Annotated in this window: 12 protein-coding genes; 8 read left to right on the forward strand and 4 right to left on the reverse strand. The window is 68.1% G+C overall.

Annotation, left to right across the window (positions count from 1 at the left end):
- The first annotated feature begins 151 nt into the window (after nt 1–151).
- Nucleotides 152–1,444 (forward strand): glycoside hydrolase family 6 protein, encoded by a 1,293-nt coding sequence (locus tag ABD211_RS00900; protein WP_344125383.1) that lies wholly within the window; start codon nt 152–154, stop codon nt 1,442–1,444.
- 66 nt (nt 1,445–1,510) lie between these two features.
- Here ABD211_RS00900 and ABD211_RS00905 read toward each other — a convergent pair whose 3' ends face one another.
- Nucleotides 1,511–2,008 carry a phospholipase gene (locus ABD211_RS00905; RefSeq protein ID WP_344125125.1) on the reverse strand — a complete coding sequence of 166 codons (498 nt, stop codon included), beginning with the start codon at nt 2,006–2,008 and terminating at the stop codon, nt 1,511–1,513.
- 176 nt (nt 2,009–2,184) lie between these two features.
- The gene (locus tag ABD211_RS00910) at nt 2,185–3,624 is read right to left on the reverse strand and encodes an RICIN domain-containing protein (protein ID WP_344125127.1); all 1,440 of its coding nucleotides are present in this window, start codon (nt 3,622–3,624) and stop codon (nt 2,185–2,187) included.
- Nucleotides 3,625–3,857: 233 nt separating this feature from the next.
- Here ABD211_RS00910 and ABD211_RS00915 point away from each other — a divergent pair, with 233 nt between their 5' ends.
- Nucleotides 3,858–5,276: a condensation domain-containing protein gene (locus ABD211_RS00915; RefSeq protein ID WP_344125129.1), complete on the forward strand. Its 1,419-nt coding sequence runs from the start codon at nt 3,858–3,860 to the stop codon at nt 5,274–5,276.
- A 9-nt stretch (nt 5,277–5,285) separates the two neighbouring features.
- On the opposite strand, the gene ABD211_RS00920 is transcribed toward ABD211_RS00915, so the two are convergent.
- Complete coding sequence (locus ABD211_RS00920) at nt 5,286–8,987, reverse strand: FHA domain-containing protein (RefSeq protein WP_344125131.1); 3,702 nt, start codon at nt 8,985–8,987, stop codon at nt 5,286–5,288.
- A gap of 49 nt (nt 8,988–9,036) precedes the next feature.
- Complete coding sequence (locus tag ABD211_RS00925) at nt 9,037–9,480, reverse strand: CBS domain-containing protein (RefSeq protein WP_344125134.1); 444 nt, start codon at nt 9,478–9,480, stop codon at nt 9,037–9,039.
- A gap of 225 nt (nt 9,481–9,705) precedes the next feature.
- On the opposite strand from ABD211_RS00925, the gene ABD211_RS00930 reads away from it, so the two are divergent.
- The 6 genes from ABD211_RS00930 (at nt 9,706) to ABD211_RS00955 (ending at nt 16,429) form a co-directional block, all read left to right on the forward strand.
- A complete protein-coding gene (locus ABD211_RS00930) occupies nt 9,706–10,710 on the forward strand; it encodes a hypothetical protein (RefSeq protein WP_344125136.1) in 1,005 nt (334 codons plus the stop codon).
- The gene (locus ABD211_RS00935; RefSeq protein WP_344125138.1) at nt 10,707–12,338 is read left to right on the forward strand and encodes an amidohydrolase; all 1,632 of its coding nucleotides are present in this window, start codon (nt 10,707–10,709) and stop codon (nt 12,336–12,338) included. Before ABD211_RS00930 ends, ABD211_RS00935 begins: the two co-directional genes overlap by 4 nt.
- 258 nt (nt 12,339–12,596) lie before the next feature.
- Nucleotides 12,597–13,112 (forward strand): hypothetical protein, encoded by a 516-nt coding sequence (locus ABD211_RS00940; protein WP_344125141.1) that lies wholly within the window; start codon nt 12,597–12,599, stop codon nt 13,110–13,112.
- 92 nt (nt 13,113–13,204) lie between these two features.
- On the forward strand, nt 13,205–14,335 hold the full coding sequence (locus ABD211_RS00945; protein ID WP_344125143.1) for a carboxylate-amine ligase: 1,131 nt from the start codon (nt 13,205–13,207) through the stop codon (nt 14,333–14,335).
- A gap of 30 nt (nt 14,336–14,365) precedes the next feature.
- Nucleotides 14,366–15,022, forward strand: coding sequence for a UbiA prenyltransferase family protein (locus ABD211_RS00950; RefSeq protein ID WP_344125145.1), 657 nt, complete (start codon nt 14,366–14,368; stop codon nt 15,020–15,022).
- Nucleotides 15,023–15,061: 39 nt separating this feature from the next.
- A complete protein-coding gene (locus ABD211_RS00955; protein WP_486336254.1) occupies nt 15,062–16,429 on the forward strand; it encodes a glutamate-cysteine ligase family protein in 1,368 nt (455 codons plus the stop codon).
- Nucleotides 16,430–16,564 lie beyond the last annotated feature (135 nt).

Raw genomic sequence — 16,564 nt, forward strand, 5'->3', positions numbered from 1 at the left:
CACCCCCGCGACGACCGCCGCAGCCACGAGCGCGCCCGCCACGACGGCGGCGGCCACATCGAAGCCGCCGACCACGTCCGCGCCCGCGACGACCGCGCCCAGCACCACGGCGTCCGCCACGACGTCGGCGACGCCGACCGCGAGTGCCTCGGTGGGCGCGCCGAGCACCGCCCGCGTCGACAACCCGTACGCCGGCGCGAACGGGTACATCAACCCGGAGTACGCCGCCAACGTCACCGCCACGGCGAACTCCAAGGGCGGCACCCTCGGGGCGGCGATGGCGAAGGTCGCGTCGGTGCCGACGGCCGTCTGGCTGGACCGCATCGCGACGATCAACGGCACCAGCGCCGCCCGCGGCCTGGCCGCGCATCTCGACGCCGCGCTGGCCCAGCAGACCAGCAGCGGCAAGCAGGTCGTCGCCACGATCGTGATCTACGACCTGCCCAACCGGGACTGCTCCGCGCTCGCGTCGGCCGGTGAGCTGCTCATCGCCAACGACGGGCTCAACAAGTACAAGTCCCAGTACATCGACCCGATCGTGTCGATCATGAGCCAGAGCAAGTACGCCCCGCTGCGGATCTCGACGATCATCGAGCCGGACTCACTGCCGAACCTGATCACGAACCTCAGCTTCACCAAGTGCGCCGAGGCCAACTCGACCGGGGCGTACGTGGACGGTGTCGCGTACGCGGCCAGCAAGCTGCACGCGATCCCGAACGTGTACACCTATGTTGACGTGTCGCACTCCGGCTGGCTGGGCTGGGACTCGAACCTGACCCCGTTCGTCAACCTGATGGCCACGCTGGCCGGCAGGACCACGGGCGGGTTCACCGCGTACGACGGCTTCGTCAGCAACACGTCGAACTACACGCCGACGACGGAGCCGCTCATGACGGCGACACAGAACATCGGCAGCAACCCGGTCCGCTCGGCGAACTACTACCAGTGGAACCAGTTCATCGACGAGCTGTCGTACGTGCAGTCCCTCCGGTCGGCGCTCATCACCAAGGGCTTCCCGAGCACGATCGGCATGCTCATCGACACCTCGCGCAACGGCTGGGGCGGCTCGGCCCGACCCGCGAACGCGTCGACCTCGACGGACCTCAACACGTTCGTCGACGCCACCCGCATCGACCGTCGCAACCACCGCGGCAACTGGTGCAACCAGACCGGCGCCGGTCTCGGCGCCCGGCCGCAGGCCAACCCGGCGACCGGCCTGGACGCCTACGTCTGGATCAAGCCGCCGGGCGAGTCGGACGGCTCCAGCTCGGCCATCGCCAACGACCAGGGCAAGGGCTTCGACCGGATGTGCGACCCGACGTACACCGGCAACAGCCTGAACGGCAACAACCTCACGCGCGCACTGCCCAACGCCCCGCTGGCCGGCCAGTGGTTCGCGGCGCAGTTCGAGCAGCTGGTCCAGAACGCGTACCCCGCGCTCTGATCGTCTCCCCGGGTGACGGGGGCGCCGGTTCTCCGGCGCCCCCGTCGCGTTTGACCAGCCTTACAACTACGGCAGCAGCGCTGCCGCGCGGTCGATGTCGCTCTGCTTCACGGACACCGAGCCGAACGTCTTCACGGCCTGGTAGTACGTCCAGGCCAGGGAGTTGCAGGCCGGCCGGACCACCGCGCTGTACGTGGCGCACCGACGCTTGAGGTCCTCGTAGAACGCGCTGTCGAGGCGGCTCTTGTTCGCGGAGAACGTGCCGACCGCCTTGTAGTTGCGGTAGCCGAAGTCGTGCCGGTAGCAGGCGAGCTTGAAGTCGAAGCCCAACGGGTTGTCCGGGCTGCTGGAGCAGTAGTCGGTGCTCCAGTTGAACTCGTAGGCGGCCCAGGCCGACTGGTTCCGGCGGGCCGAGTTCCAGGCGTTGTAGCTGGTGACGCTGGTCTGCGTCCAACTGGACAGGACGGCCGCCTTGTCCGCCGGGATGGTGGCGAGGGCCGGTTGGCCGAAGCCGAGCAGGACGGCGGTCGCGGTGGCGAACACGATGATGAGCCGACGGGTCATGGTGTGACCTCCGGGGGGACGGGGTTACTGGCGGGTCACCAGTGCGCTCAGTGTCCGCCCATGGATGGACATGTCCCTATACGACGAATGGACCCTTCGCGTCCGCCGCGCGAACGGGCGATCCGCCGGCACGGCGTACCCGCAGAAGTGAGTAGCCGCGCCGGCGGTGACCTACGTCAGGACGCGGTCCGCGACCATTGCTGGTTGTTGCCGGAGCCGCAGGTGTACTGCTGGATGTCCGTGCCGTCGCCGGTGCCGGAGCTGACCACGTCCAGGCACTTGCCGCTGTGCCGGGCGACGATCTGGAAGTAGCTGCCGGTGGCCCGCCACTGCCACTGCTGGTTCGTGCCGCCGCCGCACGTGTACTGGATGATGTTGGCGCCGTCGGCCGTGGAAGCGTTGGCGACGTCGAGGCACTTGCCGCTGTTCTGGTTGACGATGCGGTAGTAGCCGCCGCCGGCGTCGGCGAAGGTCCACTTCTGGTTGCCGCCGCCGTTCCAGGACCACTGCTTGATCTCGGCGTTGTTGGCCATGGACGCGCTGATCACGTCGATGACCTTGCCGCTGTGCCGGGCGGTGATCCGGTAGGTCTGCCCGCCGACGCCGGTGACCGTGCCGGCGGCGGCGTCGATGGTGACCTGCGGGTACCAGCTCAGGCTCATGCTGGTCGCCGACGGGAAGCTGATCGGCAGCCAGACGTACTGGGAGTCGTTGACGGGGCCGTTCCAGGCCCCCGCCCACCGGTCGCCCATATACAGGTAGCTGGTTCCGGACGTGCCCTGGATCGGGAGCACGTAGGTCGGCTGCGAGCTGTAGGTGGTCCCGTCGCCGACGTTCGTCCACCCGCTCCAGGGGCCGGAGATGCTCGACGCGGTCGCGTACTTCGCCTGGTTCGGGCTCCACCCCGTCGCCCCCGAGGTGAGCAGGAAGTACGTGCTGCCGCGCTTGAACATGGCCGGCGCCTCGCGGTGACCGCCGGGCCAGAAGTTGCCCACCAGCGTGTTCACGGAGAGGTAGTCCGGGTTGAGCCGGTAGATGTGCAGGTCGTAGTTCTCGTTCGCCGCCGAGATCATGTACGCGGTGCCGTTGTCGTTGTACAGCGTGATGTCGCGCGACATGTGGTTCAGCGGGCGGAAACTGCCGTGGTACGTGTAGTTCCCGTCGACCGTGGCCGACGAGGCGACGGCCGCGCGCGCCTCGCTGTAGTTCGAGGCGTTCTCCTTGTGCATCCACATCACGTAGCGCCCGGTGGAGGCGTTGTAGATGACCTTGGGGCGCTCGATGTTGGCCGACGCCAGCTCGGACGCCGAGTTCTGGGTGAGCACGTTGTTGCGGAACTCCCAGGTGCGCAGGTCCGTGGAGCGGTAGACCGACACGGCCTTGAACGTGTTGTTGGCGTTGCGGTTCTCGCCGAACCAGTAGTAGTAGTCGCCGACCTTGAGCACGCCGCCCCCGTGCGCGTGTACCGGGTTGCCGCTCGTGTCCGGGAACTGGGTGCCGTTGGTGACGGTCACCGCCGCGGCCTGCGCGGCCGGCAACCCGAAACCGACAAACCCGGCGAGTACGAGCGCTGCCACCAGCACCGAGCCCGCCGCGGTGCGCCTTCGTGAACTCATGGGGTCCCCTCTCCGATCGACACACCTGAGTGCAACGTTTCGGGGAGGTTTGGTAAAGGTTACGAACGCGTTCGCACCCAACCATCCACAAACGTTCAGCCAAAGGTGGTCCGAACGGTGCGGTAGGTCTGGCTGTCATTCCATTGTCATTACTAAATGTGTCGATACGCTGACGCCTGGTTGCATGCGGCCCACGGACCGGGGCCGCACGACCGACGGAGGCGATGGTCGACATGGGCGGACTCATCGAGGTGCCGTTCGCCGGCGAGGGCGCCGGCGAGGGCGGGCTGACCTGGGGTCAGCAGCGCATCTGGGCGGAGATCCAGTGCTCCGGCGGCGCACTGAACATGGGCGGCATCATGCCGATGCCGCCGACCACGACGATCGACGAGATCACCCGGCTGCTGGCCTTCATCATGGGCCGGCACCCGTCGCTGCGCACCCGGCTGCGGTTCACCCCGGACGGCGACCCCCGGCAGGTGGTCTCGGCGGCCGGCGTGGCCACTCTGGAGGTCATCGACGTCGAGGACGTCGACCCGGCCGAGCTGGTCGCGCGGTACGCCGCCGGGCGGTTCGCGGGCGACCTGCCACTGGTGCTGGCCGACCCGGCGCGCGTGAGCGCGGACGAGGTCGCCGAGGGCGTACAGATGCGCTTCTGGGAGCCGTTCGACGAGGAGCGCGACTGGCCCGTGCGGATGGCGGTGATCCGGGTGGCGGGCACGATCACCCACCTGGTCGTCATGTACAACCACGTCGTCATCGACGGCGAGGGCCTGGGCGTCCTGGTCGCCGACCTGGCCACGATGGACCCGGCGACGGGCACCGCGACGGCCCCGCCGCCGGGCCCGACGCCCCTGGAACTGGTCGAACTGCAGCGCACGCCGGCCCACCAGCGGCGCAGCGAGGCCGCCCTGCGCCACTGGGAGAAGGCGCTGCGAACCGTGCCGGCCCGACCGTACGGCGGCCCATACCCGCCACAGGAGCTGCGGTTCTGGGAGCTGGAGTACGAGTCGCCGGCCGCCGAGCTGGCCATGCACGCCATCGCGGCGCGCTGCCGGGTCGACGCCAAACCCGTCATGCTCGCCGTGTTCGCCCTCGCCATGTACCGGCTCACCGGGGTTCATCCCAGCGCGGCCCAGATCCTGGTCAACAACCGGTTCCGGCCAGGGCTGTCCGACACGATCAGCCCGCTCAACCAGGCCGGACTGTGCGTGCTCGACGTCGACGGGGTGCCCTTCGACGAGATCGTGGCCCGCGCCGCCCGCGCCGTCATGAACGCCGGCATGTACGCGTACTACGACATGGCCCGCCACCGCGAGCTCGTGGCCGCCGTCGGCCGCGAGCGCGGCGAACAGCTCGAACTCACCTGCTTCCTCAACGACCGGCGCACCGCCGTCCGCCCCGACCCGGACCGCGTGCCCACGCCGCAGGACGTGCGCGCCGCGCTGCCCCAGTCGCAGCTGCGCTGGCGGCGGCGCGTCGACCGGCCCAACAAGGGCATGTACCTGCACGTTCTCGAGAAGACGGGGACCTGTTGGCTCTTGCTGACGGTCGACACCGCCGACGTGCCGCCGGACGACATGGTCCGGCTCGTGCGCGAGGTCGAGGCCGTCGCGGTCGAGGCCGTGGTGGGGGAGCGGGTGCGCGGATAGGGCGGGCCGTTACGGAAGCGGCAGCGGACCCCCGTGCCCGGGCAGTCCCCGGTCGGGCGGGATCGGCTCCTCGGCGCCATCACCGGCGGCGATCCCGTGACTGGTGGTCTGGCCCGCGAGGCGCTGGTAGTACGTCGACACGTGACCGAGTGCGTTGTTCGTCGCCGCCAGCAGGGTCGCCCCCGCCTGCTCGATGACCGCAGCCTCGTGGGTCTCGAAGGCCCGGATGCCCTCCAGTACGGCCGCCTTCAGGTCCCGCAGCAGTCCGACGTCGACGTGCGCGTACAGCCGGCACAGCGCCGCGACCCGGCGCGGGTCCTCGCCGCTGAGGAGCAGCTCCTTGACGGCCGGGACGGAGTGCCGGACCAGGGCCACGTCCGGCCGGGCCGCCACGGCGGCGGCCTCGGTGTCGAAGGCCCGGATGTCCTGGTGCGGGTCGCAGAAGCCGACGGTGAGCTGCCACAGGGCGCGCAGGTCCTCGTTCACCAACCCGTCGAGGTAGCTGACCAGGAACCGCCGGTGCGCCTCGACGACGTACTGCGCCTTGAACGGCGTCAGCTCGGCGGGGTCCTCGCCCGCCGTGGTGACCAGCGTCGTGAACCCGTAGTCGGCGGTCAGCGCGTTCTCCATGCCGACCAGCAGGTACACGAACCGGACCCAGGTGCGGAACAGCTCCTCCAGCGGCAGCGAGCGCAGGCCCTCGGCGGTGAGCACGACGCCCCACCGGGCGTCGAAGCGCAGCCGGCGCAGCTGGCCGATCTGGTACATCGCGAGCTGGGCGTCGATCTCGGCGTGCGCGTGGTGGAGAACCTTGCGGTACGCCGCTGTCGCGTCGAGCCCGACGTGGTTGCGGATGATGTGCGGCCCGCCGATGTGCAGGTGCAGGAACTCGCTCACGTCGTACACCGCGCCGCCGACCGCCATCCAGTGGCCCGTCCCGGCGGTGTTGTGCCGGGCCAGGTCCGAGACCTCCAGGCGGGGACCCTGCTGGGCGTGGCCGAGGTAGGTGGTGAAGACGTCCTCGGCCAGCCGGCCGTCGGCCATGAGCTGGCGGATGAACTCGCGGCCGTCGCCGGGCACGATCCCGGTCAGCGCCTCGCGCACGGACACGGCGAACGGCGCGCTGCCGCAGATGTAGACGTGCGCGCCGCGACCGCCCTCCTCGACGGGTCGCAGCAGCTCCCACAGCGCGTCCGCGTCGGCCCGGATCACGTCGCCGACCCGACGGCGCTGGCCGGCGCCGACGACGTGCCGGGCGCCGTCGAACGTCACCGCGGCGTCGGCGCGGGAGAACGCGACCGAGAGGGTCAGCCGGCCGGCTGCCGCCGCCGCGTCCAGCGGGGCGTGCTCGGCGAACTCCGCCGGCGCGCGTACTCCGAGGTAGAGAAGGTTGTGACCGGCGCCGGTGCGCGCGGCGACGAAGCCCAGGAACGGGGCGATCCCGGAGCCGGCCGCGAACATGACGACAGGCCGGTCGGGGTCGGCGGGCAGCCGGAACCGGGGCGTCGAGACGATCTGCAGCGCCAGCCGCTGCTGGCCGTCGACGCTGGCCCGGCGCAGGAAGTGCGACGCGGTGCCCTGCCGCTGGCGGGGGTACGACCACGGGGTGTCGGCGGAGGTGTAGCCGAGGCCGGCGACGACCAGGCGCAGGGTGTCGGCGGCCCGGCCGGGCGGCGGGGCCGAGGCGATGGAGTAGAGGCGGAACGGCTCGGGCGGGACCACCGAGCAGAACGCGTCGTCGTCGCGCGGATCGGCCTTCCACAGCCGGGTGACGTCATACCCGCCCGCGTGCAGCAGGTTGAGGACGTCCCACAGCTCCCACTGGTCCTCCATGCGCGCGTCCACGACGCGCTGCCACGCGCCCACGGCCGTCAGCCGCACCAGCCGCTTCGCCACGTCCCGGCCGATCGGCCGCAGGCGGGCGAAGCGCAGCAGCGTCCGCAGCGGCAGCACGTCGACGTCGCCGTAGCCCTCCCGGCAGGCCACCGCCGCCTGCCACGCGGGGCTGAGGCGGACCAGCTCGTCGCCCGTGGCCTGCAGGGCCGCGACCGTGCGGCGCACGAGCGCGTCGTCGTTCTCGGGCAGCACGCCGACCCGGTCGCCGGGCAGGTGGTGCACGCCCTGGCCGGCGACGTCGATGTCCAGGTAGCAGGTCCAGCGGCCGGAATCCCCGACGACCACGCGGCCGCGGCGGGCGGTCCCGAACACCACCGGCGGGCCCACGGGCGGGCGGCGCTCCTCGCGGACGACGGCCAGCTCGTTGTCGACCTTGTCCCAGGTCCGGTCCTTGAACAGGCCGGTGAACCGGGCCCCGGTCGTCACCTGCCGGCCGACCTTGAACGACACCTCCAGGAACCCGTACGCCTTGATGCGGTGCAGGCCCATCCAGCCGCGGTCGCCCACATACGCGTCGAGCATCGCGTTGTAGACGCCGCGCAGCGTCCGGCTGCGGGTGTCCTCGACGTACTGGCGCACCGACACCTCGCGCAGCGCGGCCACCAGCTCCTGCCAGTGCCTCGGGAAGAACCCGGCCAGGTAGGTGCTCTGCTGGCCGACCACCGAGCCGTAGTCGCGGCGCTCCAGGAACGCGTCCAGCGCGTGGATCTGCGGCTGCGCGGTGCCGCTCGGGCTCGGCGCGCCGTCGAAGATCGGCACCCCGGCGGTGCCGACCGTCTTGGCCCACAGCACCTGGTCCAGCGGGTACCGGCCGCGGGGATTGGGGTCGATCTGCGGGTAGATCGCCTGGGTGACGTGGTGCAGCCGGTCATGGATCACCAGCAGCGACTTCTCCAGCGCGACCGGGTCGTCCGCGACGACCGCCTCCTGAGCCTCGATCATCGCGCCGAGGACGGGCGTGAGCCCCATCGCGAACTCGGTGGTGACGAGGTAGAACCACTGCTCGGCCGCGTTGTCCCAGGTGGGCACGAGCAGGTCCAGGTTGGCCAGTTCGCGTGGGCCGGCCGGGTCGCGCAGCCGCCAGTTGTAGAAGAACAGGTCGATGTAGGAGACGGCCGGGACCTTCTTGCCCAGCCGTCTCGACACGGTGGTCCACGGCCGCAGCAGCGACTCCGGCAGCGCGGCCGGCGGGTCGATCGCCATGTACTGGTAGGCGTGCGCGAACACGCCGAGCAGCGTCGAGGCGCGCAACAGGTACGGGTCGGGCAGCGCCCCGGCCCGGGCGTCGAGGACCGGCATGGCGTCGAACGCCCGGCGCAGCGACAGGCGGCGGAACAGCTCCGGCAGCTGCACGATCATGTCGTCCCAGGCCCGGTGCGAGTCGGGGAAGGCCAGCAGCGGCTGCTCGGCCGGCAGGAACCCGTGCGCGAGCGACAGGAACCCGTCGAGCTCGTGGCCTACCTCGCGGTTGTGCGCCTCGGCGGCCGCCACCACGCGCCGCGCGGCGACGCCCTGCGGCCCGACCGGCCGCAGCGCGGTCATCTCGGCGGCGTCGAACATCCGCGTCGCCTCGGGATCAACGAACGACCAGCGCAGGTCGTACCGGCCGATGCGCAGCCAGTCGCCGGCGGCGAGCACGCGGCGCGTCACCCGCTCGCCGTTGACGTACGTCCCGTTGGTGCTGCCCAGATCGGTGATCACCAGCTCGCGGTCGACGAACTCCAGCCGCGCGTGCTGTCGGGAGATGTTGCGGTCGTCGAGCGCGACCACCGCCGTCCCGCTGTCCCGGCCCAGAGTCGCCGGCAGTGGGCACACCCGCTCGTTGGTCTCGTGGGTGTGCCGATCGATGATGACCAGCCGGACGTCAGGAATGGTAGATCACCGCTCGGCACAGATCGGCCCGGGACAGCGTGCCCACGAGCGTGCCGTCGTCGACCACCGCAAGCCTGCGCAGCCCCCGGTCGAGCATCACCACCGCCGCCCGGGCGAGCTCGTCCGTCGACCGGACCGTCGCCACGTCGCGCGCGACGAGCGGGTCGACCGGGCGCTCGGCGAGCGATCGGCCCCGCTCCAGGAAGATCCGGAACGCGTCGGCGAGCGTCCCGCCGCCGGCGGTCACGTCGTCGAAGCCGGGCAGCATCGCCCGGACGAGGTCCTCTTCGGACAGTGACCCGACGAACCGGCCGTCGTGGTCGAGGACCATCAGGTGCCCGACCTCGGAGACGCTGACCATCTCGGCGGCCCGCCGGATCGTCGCGCCCAGCCGGACGTACGCCGGAAACGCCGTCATGACGTCGCTGACCAGCACGCCACCTCCCAGACCCGCACGATCGACCACCCTTGGCGAACAGATTCACGAATTGCGTGGAGCAGGGCGGCCGCGAGGCTCTGCGGCAGCGGTTGGATTTTATCGACGCCGCCGGGCTCCGGGCTGTCGGATGATTTGCGATTGCCCGGGGTCGATGGGCCTGTTCCGGCCGCCAGAGCCGCTACGATCACCCCTCCCGAAGATCTGGCCCTGGAGGTGTCCCCCGTGGCAGCGACGCGCGGTCGACGTTCGCCCGTTCTGCTCGTCGTCGGCGCCACGATGACTGTGGCGGCCCTGATCGCCGGCGTGGCGCTGACGCTGTCCGACGACGGGCCGGACGACCACGCGAACGCGAGCCCGCCGGCCACGGCCAACTCCGCGTCGACGCAACCGACCAGGCCCACCACCGGTCCGACGGCGAAGCCGACGCCGACCCGTCCCGCGATGTCGCCCTATCCGGGCAACACGGGCGTGCCGGTGGGCTGGTCCCCGAAGCGCACCGTCAACGGCGACCTGACCGTCCGCAAATCGGGCCAGGTCGTCGAGGACTACCTGGTCAAGGGCTCCGTCATCGTGGCCGCCGCCAACGTGACGATCCGCCGCACCCAGGTGGCGGGCGGCCAGATCACCAACGACGTGAACGGCCGGTGCAACAACGGCCTGGTCATCGAGGACACCTCGGTCACACCCCCGGTCGGCCAGGACCGGTCCAACGGCGGGACCAGCGGGGTCATCGGGCCGGGCGGCTACACCGCCCGCCGCGTAAAGATCACTAACCGCGAGGAGGGGTTCCGTGTCGGCGGCCGCAACGTCGGCTGCGGGAAGGTCGTCATCGAGAGCTCGTTCGCCCGCATCGTCCCGCCGCAGCCGTGCGGTGACTGGCACGGCGACGGCGTCCAGGGCTACGACGGCCCCGCGCTCACCGTCAGGAACCTCACCGTCGACTTCGTCGAGACGGGCGCGTGCGGGGGCACGGCGGCGTTCTTCTACCCGGACGGCCAGGGCAACACGTCGGTGACGATCGACGGCCTGCTGGTCAAGGGTGGCGGTTACCCGTTCCGGCTCGGCACGCCCGGCAAGGTCAGTAACCTCATGATTGTCAAAGACTCCTGGGGGTACGGGCCGATGGAGGTCAGCTGCGGCCGGGTCTCCGCGTGGTCGGCGCGCCTGGTCACGGTCGACGCGAACTACCAGCCCAGGACGGTACGGAGCCAACCGTGCACCCGATGACGGTGTTCGTCAACGGTTCTGTCTTCACCGGACACGGCCGGCGGTCCCGGCCCGGTGCGGTCGGGGTGCGCGACGGGCGGATCGTGTCGGTGGGGGAGCCGGCCGACGTCCTCGCCGCCGCCGGGCCCGGCGCCGACGTGGTCGATCTGGCCGGCGGCCTGCTCATGCCGGGCTTCCAGGACGCGCACGCGCATCCGGTCTGCGCCGGCCACGCGATGCTCGAGTGCGACCTGCGCGCCCTGTCCACACCCGACGAGTACCTCGCCGAGATCGCGCGGTACGCGCGGGCGCGTCCCGACCTGGAGTGGATCACCGGCGGCGGCTGGTCGCTGGCGTCGTTCCCGGGCGGTACGCCGTCGCGGCACCTACTGGACGCCGTCGTCGCGGACCGGCCGGTCGTGCTGCCCTGCCAGGACGCGCACAGCAGCTGGGTCAACAGCCGCGCGCTGGAGCTGGCCGGTGTCGACCGGTCCACTCCGGATCCGCCCGACGGCCGCGTCGAACGCGACGAGCACGGCGACCCGTCGGGCACGCTGCACGAGGGCGCCATGTCGTTGGTCGGCCGGCTCGTGCCGGCGCCGTCCGAGGCCGACCTCGACGCCGGTCTGCTCGCCGCCCAGGAGCGCCTGTTCTCGCACGGCGTCACCGCCTGGCAGGACGCCATCGTCGGCGGCGGGTTCAACGGCTTTCCCGACCCGTACGCGGCGTATCTGCGGGCGGGTGCGTCCGGCGCGCTGCGGGCCCGCGTGGTGGGCGCGCTGTGGTGGGACCGGGAGCGCGGCGCGGAGCAGATCCCGGAGCTGATCGAGCGCCGGGCCGGCGGGCGTGCGGGTCGCTTCGCGGCGACCAGCATCAAGATCATGCAGGACGGGATCGTCGAGAACTTCACCGCCGCCCTCACCGAGCCGTACCGGGACGCGTGCGGGTGCGTGACCGCCAACGCGGGGCTGAGCTTCGTCGAGCCGGCGGCCCTGCGCGAGCACGTCACGCGGCTGGACGCCGAGGGCTTCCAGGTCCACTTCCACGCACTCGGCGACCGGGCGGTGCGCGAGGCGCTCGACGCGGTCGAGGCCGCCCGGGACGCCAACGGCCCCGGCGACCGGCGCCACCACCTCGCGCACCTGCAGGTCGTGCACCCCGACGACGTGCGCCGGTTCGCCGCGCTCGGCGCCGTGGCCAACATCCAGCCGCTGTGGGCCTGCCACGAGCCGCAGATGGACGAGCTGACCATCCCGTTCCTGGGCGGGCGGCTCGCTGCCCGGCAGTACCCGTTCGGTGACCTGTGGCGCGCCGGGGTGCGTCTGGCCGCCGGCAGCGACTGGCCGGTGAGCAGCCCCGACCCGCTCTGGGGCGCGCACGTCGCGGTCAACCGGGCGCTGCCCGGGCAATCCCGGCCGCCGTTCCTGCCGGGGCAGGCGCTCGACCTCGCCACCGTGCTCACCGCGTACACGGCCGGCAGCGCGTACGTGAACCACCTCGAGCACGAGACCGGGACGATCGAGGTCGGCAAGGACGCCGACCTCACGGTCCTCGACCGCGACCCGTTCGACCACCCTGCGGACGAGATCGGCGCGACCCGCGTCGCGCGCACCTACATGCAGGGCGAACTCGTATACACGGCCAGTTGAACCGATGGCGTCTCAGATTGCGTGCGTCACCGGCATCATCTATTAGATCAAGATCAATGTGACGGTGACCTCTACTCCCCCAAACCGGGACGTGATGACCGCGCGCCACGCGCGTCGATCGGCCGGCCCAGGTGCTCGCGAGTGTCTGGGTAGCTTCCCGTGAACTTCTCCACGGTCGGACCGTACATTCGGCCAATGGTCGCGTCTGCTATTGCCAGCTAATGTAGGCGACCTAGTCAAGCTGGAACGAGGTCAGCGATGGACGGCAATAGTCTCACCTTAGCTTTTTCGCTGCTGTCCGTTCTTCTGGCGGGAATCGCGCTTGCGCGAACATGGTGGCACACCAGCCGTGATGTCCGGATTTCGACAACTGCGACCGAGGTGCAAGTCGTTGCAGATTTGTACCGCCAGGTTCGCGAACCAGAATTTCTCGCACACCTGAACGCGGTCCTCAGCTGTCCAAAGGATTTGAAGCTCGACAAGGGTTTCGAATCACTACCTGACCCGGTCAAGAAGAGCGCATACTCGGTTTGCTACTTCTTTGAGCATCTCGGCGTCCTGATTGCCAACGAACTGATCCCGTCAGACACCATTCTCGCGACGATGTCCTCTCTCATGTCGCGCGCCTGGATCTCGCTCGAGGAAGCGATTACGGCGGAGCGCCAGTATCGTCAGCGGACCTATCCGCCTGACGTCAGTAGTACGTTCCTTCCGCACTATGAGATCGCCGTCCGGATGGCAAAAGAGCGAGCTGCCAGGCTCAGTTCTTCCTGATTGAAGTGCACTTCAAATTCAGGAATTGACAAGAGCGAATCGCAGAGATATTCTCGATGTCCGTACATTACCGTGTTGTCCTCTAGTCATCGGTGGAGTCATCGACCAATCCGGGGGGCTGGCTCTTGGGGTGGCAGCTAGGAGTCGAAGAAGAGTTCTTCGTGGTCGATACAAATACTCTCCATGTTGCTCCGCTCGCCCCGAGTATAATCGACGCACTTCCGCCGCACATGCGTCAGTTTATTAAGCTCGAATTAACCCCACTGCAGGTTGAGTTGGCTACGCCCATCTGTCGTTCGGTAGAAGAACTCGGGGTGGCGATAGCCGAACTCCGGCAGTACGCTGTCGACGCTGCGGCGAAGTTGGGTTGCCGCCTACTAGCGTCGGGGACGCCACCGCTCGACCGGGCGGGTCCGCCTCCGATTTCTGTCGGTGAGCGATACGCCGTTCTGCACCGTAGGTTCGGAAACCTTATCAATGAGCAGGGCACGTGTGGAACCCATGTTCACGTCGCAGTGCCGAATCTAGCTGCGGCGGCACGCGCGTGCTCGTACATAAGGCCGTGGCTGCCGGCGCTTGCATGTCTCACCGCTAACTCACCTTTTTACGAGGGGACAGATACTGGCTACGCGAGTTGGCGGACAGTGCTGTTGTCTCGATGGCCGACCATTACACCGCCGCCTCCGATGAATTCTGACCTAGACTACGCTCTTGCGCTGGAATCGCTGAATGCGCACGGTGTCGCGTTCAATCCGCAAACCGTTTATTGGTGGGTTCGGCCAGCACCGCATTATTCAACCGTGGAGATCCGCATTGCGGACAGCCAGCAGGACGTCTCGGCGGTTCTACTCTACGCATCTATTGCTGCCGCGCTCGTCGACGCGGCGCTTGCACCCGGTGCCACTAATGTTCCGGTCACGCTGGACACCGACGAGCTACGACTCGAGATCTGGCGGGCCGCCCGCTATGGAACCGAAACAATTCTTCGTTCGCCGGTGTCCGGACTGCGAGTAGGTTTCTGGCAGCTCTTTGACGAGCTAATTGCCACATTGGCCCCATACTTTGCGGCCACGGCGGACGCGGAGGCAATCTTCGGCCTCATCTCGGCGATGAGGGGTGCTGCCAATGGTGCGATACGACGGCGGGTGGCGCGTAATGGCAGATATCTCAGCGACATTGCAGGTGAATTTGCTATCGACGGTCGAAAACGGACACCACACTGACGTAACGCCGGATCGCCGGGAGTTCCTTCAATGGAAGACCAAGACGTTCGCCGGGCTCGCACCGATAGGGCCGTACTGAACTATTTCGGCCAGTTGCGAATGTATTCATACGTCGATCTGTTACTGCTGTTCGGCGCGGTTCGTAGCGGCATCATCCATGCTGTGCTGGCCAGCCTGCTGTGGTTCGGATTTCTCATTCACCTTGAATGGCGCCATCGTGACCGCGGGAGGGCACTATGGCCCTGGTACATGTGGGCTGTGCCGTGGCTCCTCGTGGTTCTGTTGTGGCATGATTTGACGGTTTTGATCTTTCTGGCCTGCGCCTGCTTCTATTCGCTTAAAAAGCGATTCAGGCCCATCGCTGCCGTATCCCCGGTACTTAATGGTGCGTTGAAGGCGATGCTGATTTTGGGGGCATCCGTTACTGCGGGAATGCTAGCGTTAGTGTTTGTGCTGACAGCCATTCGAAACCTTCTCGGTGACGTGCGGGATGCTGCAAAGGACGCCCGCGAGGGTGTGCGGTCTATTCCGGTTCTACTTGGCTACGTCGGGTCAAATAGGTATGTCTATCCGGCCGGCCTGATTACCACATCGGTTGTCTGGACGCTAGTCGGTGAAATCCCCATCTACTGGCTGGCTGCCGCAATCGTTGTTCAGGCGGCCACGTATCGCCTCACGCCCCGTTGATCGTATCTCTACGGATGTATAGTTGTAGCAAGGAGTGACATGGAGTCTCGATCAGGATTGACGCGAGACGAACTCACGCGCTACTTTTCGGGTTCGCAATCTGGATCAGCGCGCGTCGGGATCGAGGTCGAGTGCGGAGTCGTCGATCGGCAAACGGGCCTGAGCGCTGCGTATCACGGAGAGCTGGGAACCCGCCGGCTTCTCGAGTGTATTAGTTCCGAACTTGCTGGCACTCCCTACGTGGACGAGGGGCACCTGATGGGTGTCGCGTTACCTACGGGAGCGCGCTTCTCACTCGAATTGGGTGGCGCACTTGAGTATTCCTCTGCAGCTTTTTCTTCGCTTGGTGCCCTGATCCCATCCGCGGTTCGCGATATAGGTCATGCCGCAAGGGTCGCTGATCGAATCGGGCTGGCTCTCCTGGCAACGGGCATGCTCCCCGTTACCCCGGTCGACCGCATACCGTGGATTCCGAAAGCCAGAGTTGAGATCATGCGCAACTATTTTCGGGAGCTCGGCATCGCCGGATCTCTGGCTGAAAGCGTGATGGGTCTAACGCTTTCAATACAGACCACTCTTGATTATTTTTCGGAGGAGGACCTTGCTTCGAAGCTCTCGCTACTTGTCCTCGCTTCACCTATCCTTGCGGCAGCGTTTGTCAATTCACCGTTTGAGGCGGGCGCGGTGACGGGAGTCTTGTCCCGGCGACTTCACTGCTGGCAGCGCGTAGATCCCGCGAGATGCGGCGTTTTGCCCTTTGGCGTCCGATCAGCGGCGCCCGGAGGTGACTTGGTCGATTGGGCGCTGCAACTGCCGATGATTTACCGAGTTCACGCCGGGCGGACGACGACGGTGCCCCCCGTGGCGTTCTCCCAGATCCTGCTCAACGGCTTCGACGATGGCTCCCGTCCCGACCTGTTTGACTGGGAGTGCCATCTTTCGCAAGTCTGGCCACACGTCCGGGTTCGAAAGACGCTTGAGACACGGGCCTTTGACGCCCTGCCATGGCCAATGTTCTCCGCCGCACCCGCGTTTTGGGCGGGTCTGGCGTACGACGATCGCTCGCTGGCGGAGGCGTTGGAGTTGCTTTCATGCGTCACGGTGGAGCATCTTAGAGATCTCACTAGTGAGGTCCCGATCAAGGGGTTGGGGGCGACCTGCGGCGGTCGATCGGTTCTGCACCTCAGCGCTGAGCTGTTAAGACTGGCACACCGAGGGCTGCTCAGACGTGTCGAGCAGAATATCGAGCCTAGTTGGGTACCTGACCTCCTGGATCCGTTGCTGGACGTTGTTACCTCCGGTGTCACCTTTGCCGAACGTAGTCTGCGCGAGTGGGGTGAATCCGTGTCATCGTCGCCACTGTCCTTTGTGGATGCGGTTACTATCGGCGGGGCCCGGCGGCGGTAGAGGCCGTCCAGACGACCTGTGGATTCGGCGTAGCGGTATTCGGTGCAGAGGGGGTCAAGCTAACCGGTCGCCATCGAGGTGACGTCGGCCATTGCGGCGACGCAAGTCAGCCGGTTTCGAGCTGGTCGACTGGCT

Source organism: Luedemannella flava (assembly GCF_039528515.1).
Classification (GTDB): domain Bacteria; phylum Actinomycetota; class Actinomycetes; order Mycobacteriales; family Micromonosporaceae; genus Luedemannella; species Luedemannella flava.

Bases quoted from the DNA above. Each gene is read 5' to 3' on its own strand.
- ABD211_RS00935 (WP_344125138.1), top strand. From the start codon at position 10,707: ATGACGGTGTTCGTCAACGGTTCTGTCTTCACCGGACACGGCCGGCGG.
- ABD211_RS00910 (WP_344125127.1), bottom strand. From the start codon at position 3,624: ATGAGTTCACGAAGGCGCACCGCGGCGGGCTCGGTGCTGGTGGCAGCG.
- ABD211_RS00955 (WP_486336254.1), top strand. From the start codon at position 15,062: ATGGAGTCTCGATCAGGATTGACGCGAGACGAACTCACGCGCTACTTT.
- ABD211_RS00915 (WP_344125129.1), top strand. From the start codon at position 3,858: ATGGGCGGACTCATCGAGGTGCCGTTCGCCGGCGAGGGCGCCGGCGAG.
- ABD211_RS00905 (WP_344125125.1), bottom strand. From the start codon at position 2,008: ATGACCCGTCGGCTCATCATCGTGTTCGCCACCGCGACCGCCGTCCTG.
- ABD211_RS00940 (WP_344125141.1), top strand. From the start codon at position 12,597: ATGGACGGCAATAGTCTCACCTTAGCTTTTTCGCTGCTGTCCGTTCTT.
- ABD211_RS00950 (WP_344125145.1), top strand. From the start codon at position 14,366: ATGGAAGACCAAGACGTTCGCCGGGCTCGCACCGATAGGGCCGTACTG.